This is a genomic window from Paraburkholderia sediminicola (genome assembly GCF_046026675.1).
Lineage (GTDB): Bacteria > Pseudomonadota > Gammaproteobacteria > Burkholderiales > Burkholderiaceae > Paraburkholderia > Paraburkholderia sediminicola_F.
Genome location: NZ_JAQQEY010000001.1, coordinates 4296039 through 4315135 on the forward strand (window position 1 = coordinate 4296039; position 19097 = coordinate 4315135).

Consider the following 19097-nt stretch of genomic DNA (forward strand, 5'->3'; position numbering starts at 1 on the left):
TGCTCACGCCTCCTCTGTAGTTCTGGCGTTGTTTGAATTAATCGGGCGCGGGCTCGCGCCGAACAGTTCGATGCGCGGTTTCGATGCGCCAGCGCCCGCACTGCCGGCCGCCGCGCCGAACAGTTCGATCCTGGGCCGCGTGGCGGCCGGCGTCGAGAACAACTCGACCCGTTTGCGGGCCGCCGCGAGCCGCTCGGCACGCGCTTCGGCACTTTGCCGCATGAGCGCCTGTTCGCGCTCGGCCACGCCTGCTTCCTGCTGCAGGCGCAACTTCTTCACCATTACCTGGCCGGTGCGCGGCATGAAAGCGACCTTGCGCGGATGATTGCCCTGCAAATCCTCTGCGACGATGCGGATCTTTTCCAGCGCCAGATAGCGGCGCACGAATTCCGAATTGCGATCGCCGATGTTCATCGTCGTCATGCCGGCCAGCACCGCGCCGCCGCCGAACACCTTGGCTTCGAAACGCTCGCGCCGGCCACCGGCCTTGATCAGTTCGTTGATCAGCACTTCCATTGCGTACGCGCCATAGCGCATCGAATCCGACGCGGGCTGGCCTGCGTCCGCGCCGTCGTCGGGCAGCATGAAATGATTCATGCCGCCTATGCCGGCCGTGCGGTCCTGAATGCAGGCTGCGACACACGAACCGAGCACGGTGACGAGCACCATGTCTTCGCTCGTCGTGTAAAACTCGTTCGGCAACAGCTTCACGCCGGGGCGCTGGAAGTGGTTGTCGAAGTACAGATTAGAGGCGATCGGCAAGCTGCTGCTCATGCGGCCACCCCGCTCGTCGTTGTGCTGCCGGCATGGCTCGTGGCGCGTGCCGGCGTGCGTGTGGCGCCTGCGTCACGCGTCAGTTCATAGACAGTCTGACCTCGCAGCTTGAACGCCTGCGTCACATAGGTGAAGTTTTCCGAGTGGCCGGCAAACAGCAAGCCACCCGACTTCATCAACGGCTCGAATCGCGCGAGCACCTGCGCCTGCGTCGGCTTGTCGAAATAGATCATCACGTTGCGGCAGAAGATCGCGTCGAACTGCGAGCGCAACTGGTAATCGCGGTCGGTCAGATTCAGTTGTTCGAAGCGCACCATCGCGCGCACTTCCGGGCGCACCTTGACCATGCCGGCGTGCGCGCCGGTGCCCTTCAGGAAGAAGCGCTTGAGCCGCTCGGGCGACAGGTGCTTCACCTGGTCGAACTGATACATGCCGGCTTCGGCTTTCGCCAGTACTTGCGTGTCGATGTCGGTGGCGAGCACGCTGGCCTGACGCGCGCCGCTGTCGCCGAGCGCTTCGATCAGCGTCATCGCGATCGAATACGGTTCCTCGCCGGTCGAGGCCGCCGAGCACCAGACCGAAACCGGTTGCGCGCGGCGCGGCACGAAGTCGGCCAGGATCGGAAAATGATGGGCTTCGCGGAAGAACGCGGTCAGGTTGGTGGTCAGCGCATTGGTGAACGCTTCCCACTCGGCCGGATCGTTTTCCGCTTCGAGCAGATCGAGGTACTGTTTGAAGGTCTCGAGGCCACGGGCACGCAACCGGCGCGCAAGACGGCTGTACGCCATATCGCGCTTGTGGTCCGACAGCGAAATGCCCGCGCTTCGATGAATCAGATCGCGGATGCGAGCGAAATCCGCCGACGTGAATTCGAAATCGCGTCCTTGCTCGCCGGCTCTAGCCGGTTCCGCCCGGGCGGGGCGCGCCGGTTGCGGAGGTTGCTGTTCGCGCGTTGCCATTATGAAAGTCCCTGCCTGCAATACGAGCCATCCCGCTTTTCCCCAACAGAATTGCTTCTGGCGAAAGGGGTTGTGTTCGCGGGGTCGCGCCCGCCCGCGAGTTCTGCCAACACGCGATCGGCCCGCGACACGCCTGGTAAGCGTGCTTCGATGATTCGCCCGTCATGGAGCGAGATGCCGAATGACCGCATGTCTCTGTACCACTTCCTAGAACGTTTCCCAGTCCGCGTCCGATCCTGCCGACGCGGCGCCTGCTGCGGCCGGACGTACTGCGGAGTCGGATGCGGCGCGGGCCGTCTTCGGTTTGAGAGCCGGTTCGACACGCGCGGTGTCGGCACCCTTGGCGGACGAAGCCGGCGTTGCATGCGTTGCCGCATTTGCCGCATTTGCCGCCTTGCCTGCCGCCGGATGCGCCGCTGCATGTGCGGTCGCTTGCGGCGCGGCCTTCGCGGGCTGCGCGTGCTGGCTGGCGCTTTTGTCGCCGCTCTTGCTGCCGTTCGAACGTACCGCCGCTTGCGGACGTGCTGCAGTTGTAGTTGTGGCGCTGCGCGTCTGGCCACCGGCTACTTTCCAGCCGTTCACCACCGCTTGCAACTGACGTGTCTGGTCTTCGAGCGACGCAGCCGCTGCCGCGGCCTGTTCGACCAGCGCGGCGTTCTGCTGCGTGACTTCGTCCATCTGCACGACCGCGCGATTCACCTGTTCGATGCCGCCCGATTGCTCTTCGGAAGCTGCGCTGATTTCGCCCATGATGTCGGTCACGCGGCGCACCGCCTGCACGATCTCTTCCATCGTGGTGCCCGCGCGGCCGACCAGCGCCGAGCCGCTTTGCACCTTGTCGACCGAGTCGCCGATCAGTTCCTTGATTTCCTTCGCGGCGCTGGCGCTGCGCTGCGCGAGGCTGCGCACTTCGCCTGCGACCACCGCAAAACCGCGGCCCTGCTCGCCTGCCCGCGCGGCTTCGACCGCCGCGTTCAGCGCGAGAATGTTGGTCTGGAAGGCAATGCCCTCGATCACGCCGATGATGTCGACGACCTTGTTGGAACTGGTCGCGATGCCCTGCATCGTCGTGACGACCTGGCTCACCACTTCGCCGCCGCGCGTCGCGATATCCGACGCATTGACAGCCAGCTGGCTAGCCTGACGCGCGTTCTCGGCGTTCTGGCGCACCGTGCCGGTCAACTGCTCCATGCTCGATGCGGTCTCCTGCAACGACGCGGCCTGCTGTTCGGTGCGTTGCGAGAGATCGGTGTTGCCCATGGCGATTTCGCGCGCGCCGGTGTCGATCGATTCGGTGCTGCTGTGAACCGCCGTCACCATCGTCGCCATGCTTTCCTGCATGCGCTTAATGCCGGCGAACAGGCGCCCGATTTCGTTACGGCTGAACACATTGATCGGTTCGGACAGATCGCCCGAGGCGATCCGTTCGAAGCACGCCGTGGCATCGTTCAGCGGCTGCACAATCAGGCCACGCAGCGCAAAACGGATACCCAGCACCAGCAGCAGCGCGATCACGGTGACGCCGATAATCAGCGTGGTCATCAGCGAGATGTTCGATTGCGCGCTCGCCTGCTGATCCGTTGCAAGCTGCTGCAGCGTCTTGATCACGGCGGACGCAGCGTTGTCGTAGGAAACGAACCACGGGCTGATTTTCGTGTCGGCGATGGCGTGATAGGCGGCCAGATCGTTCGCCCGCAGTGCGGCGAATTCAGGCTCCATGCCGTCGCGCATCAGGCTCGTGCGACGGGCCACCAGTTCGTCCAGCTGCGCCTGGTCGACACCGCTCTTCGGCGTGTCGAGATAGGTCTGCCAGCTCTGGTTACCCTTGCCGTACAGTTCCTGCGCGCGATCGAGGACCTTCTTCGCCTGTTCGGTGTCGCCGGCAGCGCTCAACGCATTGAAGCGATCCAACGACACGCGCGAACGCAGCAGATACGAAGAAGCGTCGTCGAGCGCGTGAATGGCGACCAGATCGCCGCGCGCGATACGGTCGAGCGACTGGCTCGCGCCGTTCAGCGCGGTCAGACCAAGCGCGCCGACCACGACGGTCAGCGCGACCAGAATGATCCCCACCATCGTCAGCGATGTGCGAATCGACCACCTGCTCAGCATCTTGATGCTCCCTGTTCGATCTGTATTTTGTACTGGCGCGTAGCGATGCTTACGCGCTGAGCGTTTCGATCAACGCCATTTCGCGGCTGGTCATCAACTTCTCGATGTCCATCAGGATCAGCATACGGCCGTCGACGGTGCCAAGGCCCGTCAGATACTCGGTCGTCAGCGTCGCGCCGAATTCCGGCGCCGGCATGATCTGGTCGGTGGCGAGCGTCAGCACGTCCGACACGCCGTCCACCACCATCCCGACCACGCGATGCGCGACGTTCAGGATGATCACGACGGTCTGGTGGTCGTACTCGACGCGGCCCAGATGAAACTTGATGCGCATGTCCACGATCGGCACGATGATGCCGCGCAGATTGATCACGCCTTTGATGAACTCCGGCGCATTGGCGATCCGCGTCACGTTGTCGTAGCCGCGGATTTCCTGCACCTTGAGAATGTCGATGCCGTACTCTTCGGCGCCGAGCGTGAAGACGAGGAATTCCTGACCGCCGGCGTCCGCCTGCCGCGAGTCGCGGCGGCCATTCGTACCGCTCGCGTTCGCGACGCTCGAATTGATGGATTGGACTTCTGCCACGTTAGCCCCCAAACGGTTGGGATGAGATAAGTTGAGTGAGTGTTGCGGATGTCATGCGAGGCTCATCGCGCCGTGCGCATGGCGCGTTTCGCGATTCAGCGCCGCCACGTCCACGATCAGCGCGACACTGCCGTCGCCGAGAATGGTTGCGGCGGAAATGCCGTGCACCTTGCGGTAATTCGTTTCCAGATTCTTCACGACCACCTGCTGTTGCCCCACCAGTTCGTCGATCAGCATCGCAAAGCGGCGCCCTTCGGTTTGCATGATGGTAACGATGCCTTGCGTCGGTTCCTGCTTGGCGTCGTCGACGGTGAATACTTCGTGCAGCGCGACGAGCGGCAGATATTCACCGCGCACGCGTACCACGCGCTCGCCGTTGGCCACCGTGTAGATGTCCTCGGCACGCGGTTGCAGCGACTCCATCACGAAGTTCAGCGGCAGAATGAAGATCTCGTTACCGACCTTGACCGACATGCCGTCGAGAATCGCCAGCGTGAGCGGCAGGACGATGCGCGTGGTGCTGCCCTTGCCCGCATGCGAGGTGATTTCCACGTGACCACCCATCGACTGGATGTTGCGCTTCACCACGTCCATGCCGACGCCACGGCCCGAGACGTCCGTAACCTGCTCCGCCGTCGAAAAGCCCGGCAGGAAGATCAGGTTCCAGACTTCTTCGTCGGACATCGTTTCGCTGACCTGCATACCCTGCTTGGCAGCCTTCGCGAGAATCTTGTCGCGGCGCAAACCGGCGCCGTCGTCGCTCACTTCGATGACGATGTTGCCGCCATGGTGAGCCGCCGACAGCACCAGCTGGCCGGTCGAATCCTTACCCGCCGCACGCCGCGCTTCGACGGTTTCAATACCGTGGTCGAGACTGTTTCGCACGAGATGGGTCAACGGATCGATGATCCGTTCAATGAGGCTCTTGTCGAGTTCGGTCGCCTGACCGAAGGTGACGAGCTCCACTTCCTTGCCGAGTTTCGCCGCCAGATCGCGCACGAGACGCGGGAAGCGGCTGAACACGTAGTCCATCGGCATCATGCGGATCGACATCACCGCTTCCTGCAGATCGCGCGCGTTGCGCTCGAGCTGCGCCATGCCGTTGAAGAGCCGGTCGTGCAGCGCCGGATCGAACGTGCTGGTGGTCTCGGCCAACATCGCCTGCGTGATCACCAGTTCGCCGACCAGGTTGATCAGCTGATCGACCTTTTCGACGCCGACGCGAATCGAACTCCCTTCCGCGCCGCCTGCTGCCGCGGCCGGTCGTGCCTTTGCACCCTGTTCGGCCGGTGCCGCGGTGTTCGCCGCCGGTGCGCCGCTCGCTGCTGCGGGTGCGGCCGTGGCGGGCGCCGGCGCAGCCGCTTGCGCGGCCGGTGCGTCCAACAGTCCGTGCGTGACGGCGGCTTGGGCGGGCGCAGCGGTGTGGGCCGCCGGTGCCGACGATGCTGCCTGCCCCGCCTCTACTGCGTGTGCCGTCTGTGCTGCTTGCGCCGGGGTCGAATCGGCAGCGTGCGGCGTTCCAGGTTCGCCTTGCTGCGTCTCGTCCGCCGGTGCGGTGCCGCGGCCGATCGAGATCTGACTTTCGTCGATCACGAAACAGCACACGGCGATGATGTCGTCGGAGGTCACATCGGTCTGGAGCCACAGCGTCAGATCGCCGCCGCTCTTGACCCGCCCGACAATATTGCCCAGGTTGCCGAGCTCTTCGGCCAGCAGTTCCTGGTCCTTCTCACCTACGCCCCGTAGCGTAATTTTCAGATGGGGGCCGGCTGCATCGCCGGCACCCGCGGCTTGCCCGGTCTGTGCCGGTTCGCCGTCAGTCCATTCACCCGCCGCCTGCACCGCCTGTTCAACGACGTGCTCGGGCGGGGTACCGCCTTGACCTGCTGTTTGTGCTTCTACTGGTGCTATGGCTGCCACCGGTACGGCGGCTGCCGGTGCCGCGGCCGCTTCGGCGCCCAGGCGGCTTTCCGCATGCAACTGTTCGAGCTTCGCGCAGATCGCCCTGGCCACAGCTGTATCCGGCTCGGCGCTCGCACGGTAGTCGGCGAGCTGGCCCGACAACACGTCCTTGGTTTCGAGGAACGTGTCGATCATGTCCTTGCGCAGCACGAGTTCGTTATTGCGCGCGCGGTCGAGCAGTGATTCGAGAATGTGTGTGGTTTCCGTCAGCGCGGTAAAGCCGAACGTCGCCGCACCGCCCTTGATCGAATGCGCCGCGCGAAAAATCGCCGCGAGGTCTTCGGGGTCCGGATGGGCGATGTCCAGATTGAGCAGCAACTGCTCCATCTGCGCGAGCAGTTCGTCCGCTTCGTCGAAGAAGGTCTGATAGAACTGAGTGATGTCGAGTGTCATGCCTGGGTCACCGCGAGAGTTCCTGTCTACGCTTGGGCTATCGTGCCGCCGCGTCGAGAGCTTCTATAACTTGTGTAAAGGTGGCGCTTATGGGGCGCTCATGCGTTGTCCGGTTCGGCTAATGCCGCGACCAGTTCCGTCAACATGTCGGGGTCGAGCGGCTTTTCGATCCAGCCGGTCGCCCCCGCGGCCCGCGCCGCCGCCTTGAACGGCTCGCCCGATTCCGTCGTGAGGACGAGGATGGGCGTCGCCTGGTAAGCCGGATTGCCGCGCAGTTCCGTGATCAGATCGAGGCCGGTTTTGCCCGGCATGTGCTGGTCCGTCAGCACGAGGTCGAACGACATGGCGAGCGCGTTTTCGAGCCCTTCAATGCCGTCCGCCGCGAGCGTCACTTCATAGCCGGCCGTCGTCAGCGTTGCGGCGAGGATTTGCCGCATCGATGCCGAATCGTCGATTGCCAGGATGTGCCTGATCATGAAAACCTCGCTGCACTTACGCTATGGACCGGCTGGCCGTCCGCGCCACCTGGGCGCATGGACCGGCCTGCCGATCGCTGTCTGTTACTGGGCTGCCGGCGCTACCGCCGGCACCTTCGGTGCAACCGTCACCGGTTGCGCAAGTCTTTGCAGCAACGGCTTGGAGCCGGCCGCGTCGTCCGACAAGGTGGTCGTGGTGGAGTCGTCATGGTCAAGCGCCTCCTCCGACTTCTTGTTCAGCACGATGATGCTGATGCGGCGGTTTTCCGGGTCCATCGGGTCCGCCTTGTTCAGGTTCTGCGTCGACGCGAGGCCGAGTACGCGCATCACCTTCGCTTCGTCCATGCCGCCGGCGATCAGCTCGCGGCGCGACGCATTGGCGCGGTCCGCGGACAGTTCCCAGTTGCTATAACCCTTCTCGCCGCCCGCATATTGCGCGGCGTCGGTGTGCCCTTGCACGATGATGCGGTTCGGCACGTCGTTCAGCGTGTGGCCGATTTCGCGCAGGATGTCGCGCATGTACGGCTCAACCACGTCTTTCGCGGTCGCGAACATCGGCCGCTTCTGCGAGTCGACGATTTCGATGCGCAGGCCGGTCAGCGTCGAGTCGATGCGGATCTGCTGTTTGAACTGGCGCAGCACCGGGTTCGCTTCGATCGCGGCCATCAACTTGACCTGCAGATCGTGCAGACGGACCTGCTCGCGGCGTTCCAACTCGCCCTGCGACTGCTTGTCCGAGTCGTCGTTGGCATGGGAGACCGTGCGCTCGGCGCGATTGTTCGTACCGTCTGTCGAGCGCGTCACGCCCTGCGCGTCGGTCGAAATGTCGCGGCCGCCGCCCTTCAGAATGCTCGAGTCCTCGGCGCTGCGATCGCCGCCCCACAGCGTGATCTTCAACGGCTGGTTGAAGTAATCGGCGATGCCCTTCAACTGCACGGTGGAAGCCGAGCTCAGCAGCCACATCAGCAGGAAGAACGCCATCATCGCGGTCATGAAGTCCGCATACGCGAGCTTCCACGCGCCGCCGTGATGGCCTTTTTTGGCCGGAGCAGAGCGCTTGACGACAATGGCGCGGTCTTTGTCCTTGCTCATCGAATCGGTTCCCGGCGCCCGTTACTTGGCTTTCACGCGGCGCACGTGCTCTTCCAGCTCGGCGAACGACGGGCGTTCAGTCGAGAAGAGCACCTTGCGGCCGAATTCGACGGCAATTGCCGGCGCATAGCCATTCAGGCTGGCGAGAATCGTCACCTTGATGCACTGGAACATCTTGGTCGACTCGGTCACGCGCTGTTCGGCGACGCTCGCGAGCGGTCCGATCAGCCCGTACGAAAGCAGAATCCCGAGGAAGGTGCCGACCAGCGCCTGGGCGATCATCTCGCCGAGCACAGCGGGCGGCTTGTCGGCGGAGGCCATGGTGTGCACCACGCCCATCACCGCGGCCACGATCCCGAACGCCGGCATGGCGTCGCCGACCTTGTTCAGGGCGTGCGCAGGCGCCTCGCCTTCCTGGTGATGCGTCTCGATCTCCTCGTCCATCAGGCTTTCGATCTCGAACGCGTTCATGTTGCCGCCCACCATCAGACGCAGGTAGTCGGTCAGGAATTCGATGATGTGATGGTCGGCGAGAATCTTCGGGTACTGCGTGAAGATTGGGCTCTTCGACGGATCGTCGATGTCGGCTTCCAGCGTCAGCGTGCCTTCCTTGCGCGCCTTGGCCAGCAGGACGTAGAGCAGCGCCATCAGCTCCATATAAACGTCCTTGTTGTACTTTGCGCCCTTGAACAGGGTTGGAATGACGCGCAGCGTCGCCTTGATCGTCTTCATCCCGTTGCCGAGAATGAACGCGCCGACGCCGGCGCCGACGATCATCAGCACTTCGACGGGTTGCAGCAGCGCGCCAAGATGGCCGCCTTCCAGCGCGTAACCGCCGAAAACGGACAAAAGCGTCACGAGTGTTCCCACGAAAATCAGCACTGCCGAGCCCTCACAAAGAAGCGACGGTGACCGTCGTTATTCTGGTTTACGGCAACGGAGCAGAAAACTTTGACGGAAAAGCGGCTCGTCGCTCCGGTGTAAACCAGAGGCGGGTTAAACCGGCCGGACAAGGCCCGGTGCCAGGTGATCGCGCTGGAAGGCCCGCCGAATGGAGGTGTGGGCGTATGTAACGGCCTGCGCGCCAGGTTGCGGGCCATGGGCCGGCATCGCCCTGCGGCTCAAATTTCGAGCGCAGCGAGGCTTTCGCGGGCCCGGGCGTCGGCAAATTTCTTTGTCTTACCTGCGCGCGACGGCGGCTGGCAGAGTCCGCAGACGAAGGCGTGCTGCGGATCGTGGGCATGCGCGACAAAATGTCCGCCGCACCGGCAGCAGGCGGTCATTTGCAGCATTCCGGAGTCGAAGAAGCGCACCAGCGTCCAGGCGCGCGTGAGGCTGAGCACGGGCTCGTCGTCGTGCAACTGGACATGTTCCAGATAGAGCCGGTAGCTCTTCACAATCGACTGGATCGTAAGACAGCCGCCGTGGCCGGCCATGAAACAGTAGATGTTGTAGAACAGCGATGAGTGAAAGTTCGGCTGCCAGGTCATGAACCAGTCGGTCGAAAACGGCAACATACCCTTGGGCGGCGACACCCCTTTCAGTTCCTTGTACAGCTTGATCAGCCGGTCGCGCGACAGGCTGGTTTCCGCTTCCAGCAATTGCAAACGCGCACCGAGTTCGATCAGCTCGATGGCTAGGGTAATTTCCCTGACTTCCTGCACGACGCTCTTATATGCCATCCGCTTGCATTTCCCCCATCCTGATCGCTTTACTTGAACCAAAAGCTGCCATCAGCTGAGTTGCTCGACTGGCTGGCTTGCCATCAGGATCGCGGAATGCGCCTGGGCCACGGCGCTCGATTTGCCTTTGTCCGCAAGGGCGGACAGCACGGCATGGTCATCGAAACGGAAACGGCACAACACCTGATTGGACGCCGCCAGCTTCACGGTCTGCGCCAATGACAGATTGGCGAGCACGTCGGCCAACTGGTCCGAAATCCCCATGCGGAACATGCCCATAGGCTTGTCTTCGCGCAGCAGACGCTGGGCGAGCAGGAGATAAGAAAGGTTGACTTCTCTGATCTCATTGAGCATTTCGCTTGTCGCGCTCATGATTCCCCCGGGTGTATCTGGCTGGTCAGGCCGTTACGGAAACGTTTGCTCGAACGCGCGCACTTAAACCGCACGAATCGGCTCGTTTCTGGTCTTGCGAGCATTGTGTCGAAAGGGGGAGCGGACGAAAATCGGACAGACACCCTGCCTGTCTGCCGGATTAATCCGTCATTCGTGTAGGAATTTTTCCTACATGGAGGGGTCAGAAAGAAGGCTGAAGGAGGCGAAGTGGCGCTCAGCGTGGGGCTGGCAATGCGTTTTGGCTAATTCTTCACCAGAAATGCGAATCAAATGGTGAGTCCTAAGTGACTCACGATCCGCACCTTGCAGCGGTGAGGAAGAATTATAAGACGTTTTCACTTCTGTGCAACGCGCGTGGCGTAGGGCGCGTTGCAGTGCCCGGGACCGTCCCTTGCTGCTGCTCTTCAGCGTTTAAATGCCCATCCAGCCGTGCTTGCCAGGCCTCCTGCCGACCTGTAACGCATCATGTTTCGCGCTGTAACAACATTAAGCGTTTGAAAAATAACTCGAATTAGCGCGGCCGATCCCGATAATGAAGCTAAGGGATTACCCGATGCAGGTTCGGAACACCCCCGGGCGGCGGCTTACCGCGCCCAACCGTCCGTCAGGCATTCGCTCCTCGCTCGACCCGAGCGCCGTTGTGCGAAGCCGTTTTGAACAGGAGAAACGCATGCGAATCGCACAAATTGCGCCGCTGTATGAAGCTGTCCCGCCGAAACTTTACGGCGGCACCGAACGTGTCGTCTCGTATCTGACCGAAGCGCTGGTCGATCTCGGCCACGACGTCACACTGTTTGCGAGCGGCGACTCGGTCACCTCGGCGAACCTCGACGCGTGCTGGCCGCGTGCGCTGCGCCTCGACCCGACGATTCGCGACGCGCTGGCTCCGCACATCCTGATGATGGAAAAGGTGCGCAAGGTTGCGCATGAGTTCGACGTGCTGCACTTTCACCTCGACTACATGCCGTTCCCGCTCTTCACCACCATGGACACGCCGTTCGTGACGACGCTTCACGGCCGTCTGGACTTGCCGGAGCTGCAACCGGTGTTCGACGCGTTCTCGAATGTGCCGGTGGTCTCGATCTCGGATTCGCAGCGCGTGCCACTGCCCCAGGCCAACTGGCTGAACACGATTTACCACGGTCTGCCGGAGCAACTGCTCACACCGCAGGCGCACAAGAAGCCGGAATATCTGGCGTTCCTCGGCCGTATCTGTCCGGAGAAGCGCGTCGATACAGCTATCAAGATCGCTGCACAAAGCGGTTTGCCGCTGAAGATCGCCGCCAAGGTGGACAAGGTCGACCAGGAATACTTCAAGAAAGAAATCGAACCGCTGCTCTCCATGGCGCACGTGGAGTTTGTCGGCGAGATCAACGAGGCGCAGAAGCCCGAGTTCCTGTCGGGCGCCAAGGCGCTGCTGTTCCCGATCGACTGGTCGGAGCCGTTCGGTCTCGTGATGATCGAATCAATGGCGTGCGGCACGCCGGTGATCGCCTTCAACCGCGGTTCAGTGCCGGAAGTGATCGACCATGGCGTGACCGGCTACATTGTCGAAGACGTTCAGGGCGCGGTAGCCGCGCTGCAGCGTCTGGACGAACTGTCGCGCACCGAGATTCGCGCGCAGTTCGAGCGCCGCTTCAGCTCGAAAACAATGGCTCAGAATTACGTTGACGGCTATTCGGCACTGATCGAAGCGACGCGTCGCCCAATGTTGCGCCGGGTGGCGGTGGGTTGAGCAACGTGCTTAAGCGACTGAGGCTTTTATCCGCTCAGCCGCTTAAGTCGTGCTTCTGCCGCTTACGCCGTTTTCCGATTCGCACGCCAATCATGAGTAAATTTGCCTGGTGAATCGTTTGCGCGAGCGGTTAGCTAGAGTTAACCCGCTTCTACTACGGAAAAGCCGCCTCTCAAGGGCGGCTTTTTTAATTCAACCATGGATGCGCTTCCATCCCGGATTAGCGCGACGCGAATAAACAACCCTGCACGATCAACCTTCAGTTGGCTTTCACCCGGACCACAAGGCATTCAGGCCGCGCCAATCAGAAAGCGTTCGCGATTCTTGCCGACAATCCACTTTGGCGGTTTGCCGCGTCCACTCCAGGTATTGCCCGATTTCGGATCCTGGTACTTGGCCGGCAGCGGTGCCTTCTTCGGCGGGCGTCCACGCTTGGCGGCCACCGCAAAGCCGAGGTCTTGCGCGGTCAGACCGTATTCAGCGATCTTTTGGCGGATGTCGGCGACAACATTGTCAACTTCAGTACGCCGGGCTTCGTCTGCCTGTGCCTGCAATTTGGCAATCTGCGCCTTGAGGTCTGCATATTGAGACATATCGGTTCTCCCCTTTTCTAGAACTCATTCGCTCGCAGACTAGCTGCAATTATAAAAATTCGCAATGGACAATAATACCGATTTAGGAAGAAATCATCTGATAATTATTAAGCGTCGATGAATTGTAAAACGAGAACTTTATCGGGTAATAATAGGTAAAGGCGACTCCACTTTGACAATTCTTGACACCTAATCCGGCTGTCTTTCCCTAGAATTGCGCGCTCAATGGCATGCACCTGCGCTTAGCATTCATGCCACTCCAAGCGTCAAACATTTTAGGATTACCAATCATGCAGTTGTCAAAGCGCCTTGCTGCCGAACTGTTCGGCACCTTCTGGCTCGTGCTCGGGGGCTGCGGCAGCGCCGTCCTCGCCGCTAACTTCGCCGGCCCGGTCCACGGCCTGGGCATCGGTTTCGTGGGCGTCTCGCTCGCATTCGGGCTCACTGTCCTGACAATGGCGTATGCGATCGGCCACATCTCCGGCTGCCACCTGAATCCGGCGGTGAGCGTCGGCCTGACCGTCGCCGGCCGCTTTCCGGCCCGCGACCTGCTGCCGTACATCGTCGCGCAAGTGATCGGTGCGGTGCTGGGTGCACTGGTGCTGTCGTTGATCGCATCGGGCAAGCCGGGCTTCGACCTCGTCGCCAGCGGTTTCGCCAGCAACGGCTACGGTGAGCGCTCGCCGGGCCATTACTCGCTCGCAGCCGCATTCATTTGCGAAGTGGTAATGACAGGCTTCTTTCTGTTCGTCATCCTCGGCGCGACCGACAAGCGCGCGCCGGCCGGTTTCGCGCCGATCGCCATTGGCCTGTGCCTGACGCTGATTCACCTGATTTCGATTCCGGTTACCAATACGTCGGTCAACCCGGCGCGCTCCACCGGTCCGGCGCTGTTCGTCGGTGGCGCAGCGGTGGATCAGCTGTGGATGTTCTGGGTCGCACCGATTATCGGCGCGGTGATCGCAGGCGTGCTGTACCCGCTCGTCGCCGAAAGCCGCCGCGGCAATTCGCAGGAACTGGCTCTCGACTGATCAACGAGTGCGCCGGGGGTGACGGGGTGTGCCGGGGGTGCATACCCCAGGCAGTCAAAGCGGGCGCTACGGCGCCCGTTTCGTTTTTGTGCACAATGCCGCGCGGCTCACGGCCTGCCGATAACCCGCTGCTAGAATCGTGCGACTTCCCAAGCTCGCACAGGTGCTACCGATGACCCGTTTCCGCGGATTCCTGCATGGCGTCGCACTCTCCATCGGCGGTTTGTGTGCAGGCGTACTGGCGTTACCCGCGGCCCATGCGGCGGACAGCAATACCGAAACGCTCGTATTCGTGCGCCACGGCGAAAAACCCGCCAAGGGTTACGGCCAGCTCAATTGTCAGGGGCTCAACCGCGCACTGGCCCTGCCGGCAGTGATCGCCGCCAAGTTCGGCAAACCTGATGCGATCTACGCGCCCGATCCCGGCCAGCAAAAGGACGACAGCGGCCACCCCTATTACTATGTGCGGCCGCTCGCGACCATCGAGCCAACCGCCATCCAGTTCCAGATGCCGGTGCAAACCCCGTACGGCTTCGCCCAGATCGACCAACTCGGCACAGCGCTCGTGAATCCGGCCAATCGCAACAAGCTGATTGTCGTTGCGTGGGAGCACAAGTTGATCGTGAAGTTGCTGCGCCAGATGATGAGCACACATGGCGGCAATGCCACCGATGTTCCCAACTGGCAAAGCGACGACTTCGACAGTATTTATATCGTTCGCCTCAACTGGCAAAACGGCACGGCCCACGCTACGTTCAAGCTTGACCGCCAAGGATTGAATGGCCGCGCTGCGGACTGCCCATGCGCGGCGCTGCCGGGAGCGCCTTCCGCGGCTGCGGCGGGTGCTTCCGCTGGCTCAGCTGATTAATTGGGTAATACAGATGTAAGCCGTGATTACGGGCGCGGCCGTCCGATTGCTGCAATAGACGATGGGGACTGGATGCCGGCTGGTGCCAGGAAGCCGAGATGCCTTATCTGACGGGACTTTGAGCGGAAAGCGCATACGGCGTATTGCGTTCGAATGTCCCTTCTACTGCCTTTCAAACCCTGCGACGATGCTTGCAGTCCGTAACATCTCGTCTCACTAACCAGCGACCGGAATGCGTAGATTGGTCCTGTGCGACAAACATACGTCGCCTCACAGGAGAACAACATGAAACGCATCGTCACTCACTTGCTGGTTGCTGCCGGACTCGCGGCGGGCGCATGCGGTGTCGCGCAAGCGCATACGGATCTGAATATCGGCCTGTCGCTCGGCGCACCGGTTTATGCGCAGCCTGCACCCGTCTACGCAGCGCCGCAGCCGGTGTACTACGGCAACGGCGGCTGGGACCATCGCTACGACCGCGGCGGCTACTATCGCGACGACCGCCGGGATAACCGCGGCTGGAATCACAACGACCGCCACTGGGGTCACGATGACCATGGCGATCGCCGTGGCGGATGGCACGGCTGATCGTAGCGTTGGCTCGTAGGGTCGCCCAGGGAGGCGAACAACCGGCCCGCATCTGCGAAAGAGGATGCGGGCCGGTCCGTTTTCAGGACATCAGTTCGTCGTCGAGCGAGAAAAGTTTGCGCAGATGGTGCGCAACGCCCGCTTCGAAGTTGTTGCCGATGCGTGGCACGTCCGGCAGACGCGTGATGAGATCGGGATTGGCGTTGTTCATCATGAACGGATGGCCGGCTGTCTCAAGCAGGTCGATATCGTTCATGTTGTCGCCGAACGCCACGCATTGCGAGGCATCGACGCCGAGGCGCTCGAGCACGATCTGCAAAGCACGCCCCTTCGATACGTTCGACGTCATCACCTCGAGGCAATCCGGCAGTGAATAGGTGACGTACAGCGCGTCGCCGAATTCGCGCGCCAGATTGGCCGAGATTTGCGCGAGATCGATCGGGTCGCCGATGTAGAGGACCTTGGCAATGTCGACGCCGTCGTGCTTCGGCAGATCGGTGACCTGGTAGGTGAAGCCGGAATCCTGATGGAATTTCAGCAGGTCTGGCGCATCGCGGTCGATCAACCACGCCTGGTCGGCGAACAGGTTGACGATCACACGTCCGTGCGCGCCAACGATTTCCGGCTGCACCAGCTGCTGCACGATGGCCGGCGGCAGGTCATCGGCGTGGATCACCGTGTTGTCCGGCGCGTGAATGCGCGCGCCGTTCGACGTGATCAGATACGGCTTGATGCCCAGCAGGTCGCGAATACCCGCAACGTCGCAGTAGTGCCGCCCCGTGGCAATCACGAAATGCAGCCCATCGCTTTCCAGCTTACGCACGGTGGCGATCGTGAACGGGTCAACCTGGTGATCGGCGTTGAGCAACGTGCCGTCGAGATCCGTGGCAATAACTTTGTACATAGTGTGAGCAGCCGGGCAGCGTCAAAGATCGCATTTTACCGTTGCGCGCCGCATCCGCGAGATCGTACCCGGCGCGCCAGACGATTCTCAACCGCCGATGCGAGCCGCTTCGCGCTGCGCCAATTGCAAACCGCCGTGCGCCGAGTCTGCCAACGGCTCGCGCAAGCGGGCTTGATAGATCTGCGGCACGTACTCGCGCAAGGGTGCGCCGAGACCGCCACACAGCGCGACCGGCAGGGTCGCCGAAGGGTCGAGCGCGGCAATCATCTTGCCCACTTCCACGCCAGCCTCGCCGAGCAAATGCGCTGCGAACGGATGCGTGCGATGCGCAATAACGATCGGCGCGAGCCTTGCGTAAGCGGTCTGATTGGCTTCACACAGCCAGACCACGAGGCTGTCGCAGTCATGTGCGCCGGTGTGGGCGAGCAGCGCCTGCGCCAAATCGTCGTTTGGCGCACGCCCGTCGAGCGCATGCTGGGCATACACGATGGCTCGTAGCCCAAGCCAAGCGCCGCTCGCTTCGTCACCCGACGGGTAACCGAAGCCGCCGGCAGTTCGGCAGTCGCCATTGCCGTCAAGCACAGCGGCTTGACTGCCGGTGCCAAGCGCGACGACCACGCCGTGCGCGCCGCCGTGCGCACCAAGCAAGGTGGTGTACACATCGCTTTCCACCGCGAGCCCGGCTACCGCCGGAGCCTGCACGCGAAACGCGGCTAGCCAGTCGCGATTATTGACCCCTGCCAACCCGCAACCGAGTATGCAGCGCGCCCAGTCCAGCGGCAGGCCGGTACGCGCGAATGCGTCGGCGCAGCCGGCCCCAATGGCCTGCCACGCGCGTTCCACGCCGAGGCCCAGCCCCGAGGGCCCGCTCGCCGCCTGCGCCAGTTCACGGCCCTGCGCGTCGCCGAGTACGACCCGCGTACCGCTGCCGCCGCCGTCAATGCCGATCAGAAAGAGGTCTTTATTCATCGAATCGAGTGAGTTCAGGTGGTGAATGACGTATAGCGTGGCAGGTCAGTTTCAATCCCGCAATCGGCCGAATGGCCAGCTTGCGGCGCGCACGGCTTCCGCTATGCTGACGGACGACATGACAACGCGGGAGCGCGAAAGTGACACAGCGATGCAACTGGGTATCGAGCGAAGCGCTCGCACACTACCACGACACCGAGTGGGGCGTGCCCTCGCGCGACGACCAGCATTTGTTCGAACTGTTGGTACTGGAAGGCGCCCAGGCAGGCTTGTCATGGTCGACGATTCTCAACAAACGGACCGGCTATCGCCGCGCCTTCGCCGACTTCGACATCGATAAGGTTGCGCGCTTCACGCCCAAACAGGTCGATGCGCTGGTGCTGGACGAAAGTATCGTGCGCCATCGCGGCAAGATCGAATCGGCCATTACCAACGCGCGCGCCGTGCAGCAGATTCAGGCCGAGCATGGCTCGCTCGCCAACTTCGTATGGTCGTTCGTCGATCAGACGCCGATCCAGAACGATTGGGCATCGTATAAACAGGCGCCTGCGTCGACTGAAATTTCGGACGCGCTCAGCAAGGGGCTGAAGCGCTACGGCTGCAAATTCGTCGGCTCGACGATCTGCTATGCGTTCATGCAGGCGGTCGGCATGGTGAATGACCACGAGGTGAGCTGCATGTGTCGCGCGCGATGCGCGGCGCTCGGCAAGAAGGGACGCAATCGCAAGGCCGGTTGAAACGGCAGCGTAGCAGCCGCGGTTGCCAGCGCCTGGCGCAACGCGCCTGAGGCGCCGCTCGTGTTCCAGGCAAACGCCGGTTATCCGGTAAAGCCCTGTCTACGCTTTTCACGCGGGCAGTCGTTATAGAGATGGTGAGCGCTGGCCGCCACGGTGGCGGGCGGTATCGCCAGACCGTCATACGCGGCACAAAGGGCAAACGAACCAAACCCGGGAATTGAAGGCCTTTCGCCGTGCTAGTCCGGGTTTCGTTAATTGGCGCGTGTCCGATACTGCCGTTCATGCGCTCGAACAACGAATAACCGCTGCGTAACGCATGGGAGACCAACCATGAAAACCCTTAACTTCCTGACCCATCAGGAAATTTTCGATCAGGCCGTGGACCATCTGCTCGGCCAGAAACGCGCCGCTTTGCTGCCGCGGGGCGGCGGCGCATACCGCGGCTATTGCGGCGGCTGCCCGGTCGGCAGCTTCATCAAGCCGCGCGACTACATGACCGCGATGGAAGGCGTTCCGGTGCGCTACATCGGCAAGGCTGCCACCGAGGTGCCTGCTTATATGGATGCCGGCATCTCTGCGCTCAAAAAGGCACTCCTGCGCGCTCGTCTCAATGTCTACGACCCCGCCACAATCGCTCTGCTTAGTTGCCTGCAGAACGTGCACGACGTATTCGGCACGTGGGAATGGCATGAGCGTCTGAGCTCGATTGCCCGGCAATTCGGCCTGTCCGCCGAGCGCCTGAAGAGCGCCGCGTAACGAACATCAGTGCGGCGGCAAAAGCCCAACGTAAATCGACTCCCCAAAAGCAAAACGGCGATGTGGCTTCTTTCGAAGCTCACACCGCCGTTCGGCGTACAGTGCGCGAAATGCAGCGCGAAAAAGCGTGCTTAGTGCAGCTTTTTCGGCAGCATCTGGCTGCGCAGGCGCTTGTGCAGGCGCTTCACAGCAGCAGCCTTCTTGCGCTTACGTGCCGTGGTCGGCTTTTCGTATGATTGGCGCTCACGCAGTTCAGCGATCAGGCCATTCTTTTCGATTGCGCGACGAAAGCGGCGAATCGCCACTTCGAACGGCTCGTTTTCTTTCAGAAGAATCGTCGTCATGTAATTCCTAACTCAATCACTTGATAGGGGTATAAATTGCGTGGCGGATACCGCTCACGCGCCGGCCCTCCGGTCGTTCCGATTCATGGCCAGTAACAGGCAAACGCGGGATAAATCCCGGCCAAACCATGAATGAAACGAGA

20 protein-coding genes are annotated in these 19097 nt (G+C 62.0%); 6 read left to right on the forward strand and 14 right to left on the reverse strand.

Translation table 11 applies throughout. The annotated features are described in order from the left end of the window. Positions 1-3: 3 nt before the first annotated feature. The 10 genes from cheD to flhD all read right to left on the reverse strand — a co-directional run bounded on the left by cheD (position 4) and on the right by flhD (position 10408). The gene (gene cheD, locus PQQ86_RS18955) at positions 4-774 is read right to left on the reverse strand and encodes a chemoreceptor glutamine deamidase CheD (protein ID WP_408269633.1); all 771 of its coding nucleotides are present in this window, start codon (positions 772-774) and stop codon (positions 4-6) included. After that, positions 771-1736 carry a CheR family methyltransferase gene (locus PQQ86_RS18960; RefSeq protein WP_408270357.1) on the reverse strand — a complete coding sequence of 322 codons (966 nt, stop codon included), beginning with the start codon at positions 1734-1736 and terminating at the stop codon, positions 771-773. The genes cheD and PQQ86_RS18960 overlap by 4 nt, the downstream gene beginning before the upstream one ends. Before the next feature lie 204 nt (positions 1737-1940). Further along, positions 1941-3845, reverse strand: a complete 1905-nt coding sequence (locus tag PQQ86_RS18965; protein WP_408269636.1) for a methyl-accepting chemotaxis protein — start codon at positions 3843-3845, stop codon at positions 1941-1943. A 49-nt stretch (positions 3846-3894) separates the two neighbouring features. After that, the gene (cheW, locus tag PQQ86_RS18970; RefSeq protein WP_408199867.1) at positions 3895-4431 is read right to left on the reverse strand and encodes a chemotaxis protein CheW; all 537 of its coding nucleotides are present in this window, start codon (positions 4429-4431) and stop codon (positions 3895-3897) included. A gap of 51 nt (positions 4432-4482) precedes the next feature. Continuing rightward, positions 4483-6786: a chemotaxis protein CheA gene (gene cheA / locus PQQ86_RS18975; protein WP_408269639.1), complete on the reverse strand. Its 2304-nt coding sequence runs from the start codon at positions 6784-6786 to the stop codon at positions 4483-4485. Between the two features lie 98 nt (positions 6787-6884). Beyond that, positions 6885-7262 (reverse strand): response regulator, encoded by a 378-nt coding sequence (locus tag PQQ86_RS18980; RefSeq protein ID WP_097390706.1) that lies wholly within the window; start codon positions 7260-7262, stop codon positions 6885-6887. A gap of 84 nt (positions 7263-7346) precedes the next feature. Further along, entirely contained in the window at positions 7347-8354 is a 1008-nt protein-coding gene (motB, locus tag PQQ86_RS18985) for a flagellar motor protein MotB (RefSeq protein WP_408269641.1), read from the reverse strand. A 21-nt stretch (positions 8355-8375) separates the two neighbouring features. Next, positions 8376-9236 carry a flagellar motor stator protein MotA gene (gene motA / locus PQQ86_RS18990; protein ID WP_006050895.1) on the reverse strand — a complete coding sequence of 287 codons (861 nt, stop codon included), beginning with the start codon at positions 9234-9236 and terminating at the stop codon, positions 8376-8378. A gap of 239 nt (positions 9237-9475) precedes the next feature. Beyond that, positions 9476-10036: a flagellar transcriptional regulator FlhC gene (gene flhC, locus PQQ86_RS18995; RefSeq protein WP_408269643.1), complete on the reverse strand. Its 561-nt coding sequence runs from the start codon at positions 10034-10036 to the stop codon at positions 9476-9478. Positions 10037-10087: 51 nt separating this feature from the next. Next, positions 10088-10408, reverse strand: a complete 321-nt coding sequence (gene flhD, locus PQQ86_RS19000; protein ID WP_093640793.1) for a flagellar transcriptional regulator FlhD — start codon at positions 10406-10408, stop codon at positions 10088-10090. Between the two features lie 691 nt (positions 10409-11099). On the opposite strand from flhD, the gene PQQ86_RS19005 reads away from it, so the two are divergent. Then, complete coding sequence (locus tag PQQ86_RS19005) at positions 11100-12164, forward strand: glycosyltransferase family 4 protein (protein WP_408269647.1); 1065 nt, start codon at positions 11100-11102, stop codon at positions 12162-12164. Positions 12165-12454: 290 nt separating this feature from the next. On the opposite strand, the gene PQQ86_RS19010 is transcribed toward PQQ86_RS19005, so the two are convergent. After that, positions 12455-12757, reverse strand: a complete 303-nt coding sequence (locus PQQ86_RS19010; protein ID WP_093640787.1) for an H-NS histone family protein — start codon at positions 12755-12757, stop codon at positions 12455-12457. Between the two features lie 290 nt (positions 12758-13047). On the opposite strand from PQQ86_RS19010, the gene aqpZ reads away from it, so the two are divergent. The 3 genes from aqpZ to PQQ86_RS19025 all read left to right on the forward strand — a co-directional run bounded on the left by aqpZ (position 13048) and on the right by PQQ86_RS19025 (position 15244). Continuing rightward, positions 13048-13788 (forward strand): aquaporin Z, encoded by a 741-nt coding sequence (gene aqpZ, locus PQQ86_RS19015; protein ID WP_408199856.1) that lies wholly within the window; start codon positions 13048-13050, stop codon positions 13786-13788. 172 nt (positions 13789-13960) lie between these two features. Beyond that, the gene (locus tag PQQ86_RS19020) at positions 13961-14656 is read left to right on the forward strand and encodes a histidine phosphatase family protein (protein ID WP_408269651.1); all 696 of its coding nucleotides are present in this window, start codon (positions 13961-13963) and stop codon (positions 14654-14656) included. Positions 14657-14941: 285 nt separating this feature from the next. Next, the gene (locus PQQ86_RS19025) at positions 14942-15244 is read left to right on the forward strand and encodes a PXPV repeat protein (protein ID WP_408269654.1); all 303 of its coding nucleotides are present in this window, start codon (positions 14942-14944) and stop codon (positions 15242-15244) included. 82 nt (positions 15245-15326) lie between these two features. Here PQQ86_RS19025 and PQQ86_RS19030 read toward each other — a convergent pair whose 3' ends face one another. Together PQQ86_RS19030 and PQQ86_RS19035 are read right to left on the reverse strand one after the other, a co-directional pair. Then, complete coding sequence (locus PQQ86_RS19030) at positions 15327-16148, reverse strand: Cof-type HAD-IIB family hydrolase (protein WP_408269656.1); 822 nt, start codon at positions 16146-16148, stop codon at positions 15327-15329. Between the two features lie 87 nt (positions 16149-16235). After that, positions 16236-17117 (reverse strand): glucosamine kinase nucleotide-binding domain-containing protein, encoded by an 882-nt coding sequence (locus tag PQQ86_RS19035; protein WP_408269659.1) that lies wholly within the window; start codon positions 17115-17117, stop codon positions 16236-16238. Positions 17118-17257: 140 nt separating this feature from the next. Between PQQ86_RS19035 and PQQ86_RS19040 the strand changes: the two genes are divergently transcribed. Beyond that, the gene (locus PQQ86_RS19040) at positions 17258-17854 is read left to right on the forward strand and encodes a DNA-3-methyladenine glycosylase I (protein WP_408269662.1); all 597 of its coding nucleotides are present in this window, start codon (positions 17258-17260) and stop codon (positions 17852-17854) included. A 330-nt stretch (positions 17855-18184) separates the two neighbouring features. Continuing rightward, positions 18185-18610 (forward strand): hypothetical protein, encoded by a 426-nt coding sequence (locus PQQ86_RS19045; RefSeq protein ID WP_408269665.1) that lies wholly within the window; start codon positions 18185-18187, stop codon positions 18608-18610. A gap of 131 nt (positions 18611-18741) precedes the next feature. On the opposite strand, the gene rpsU is transcribed toward PQQ86_RS19045, so the two are convergent. Further along, a complete protein-coding gene (rpsU, locus tag PQQ86_RS19050) occupies positions 18742-18954 on the reverse strand; it encodes a 30S ribosomal protein S21 (protein ID WP_006050883.1) in 213 nt (70 codons plus the stop codon). Positions 18955-19097 lie beyond the last annotated feature (143 nt).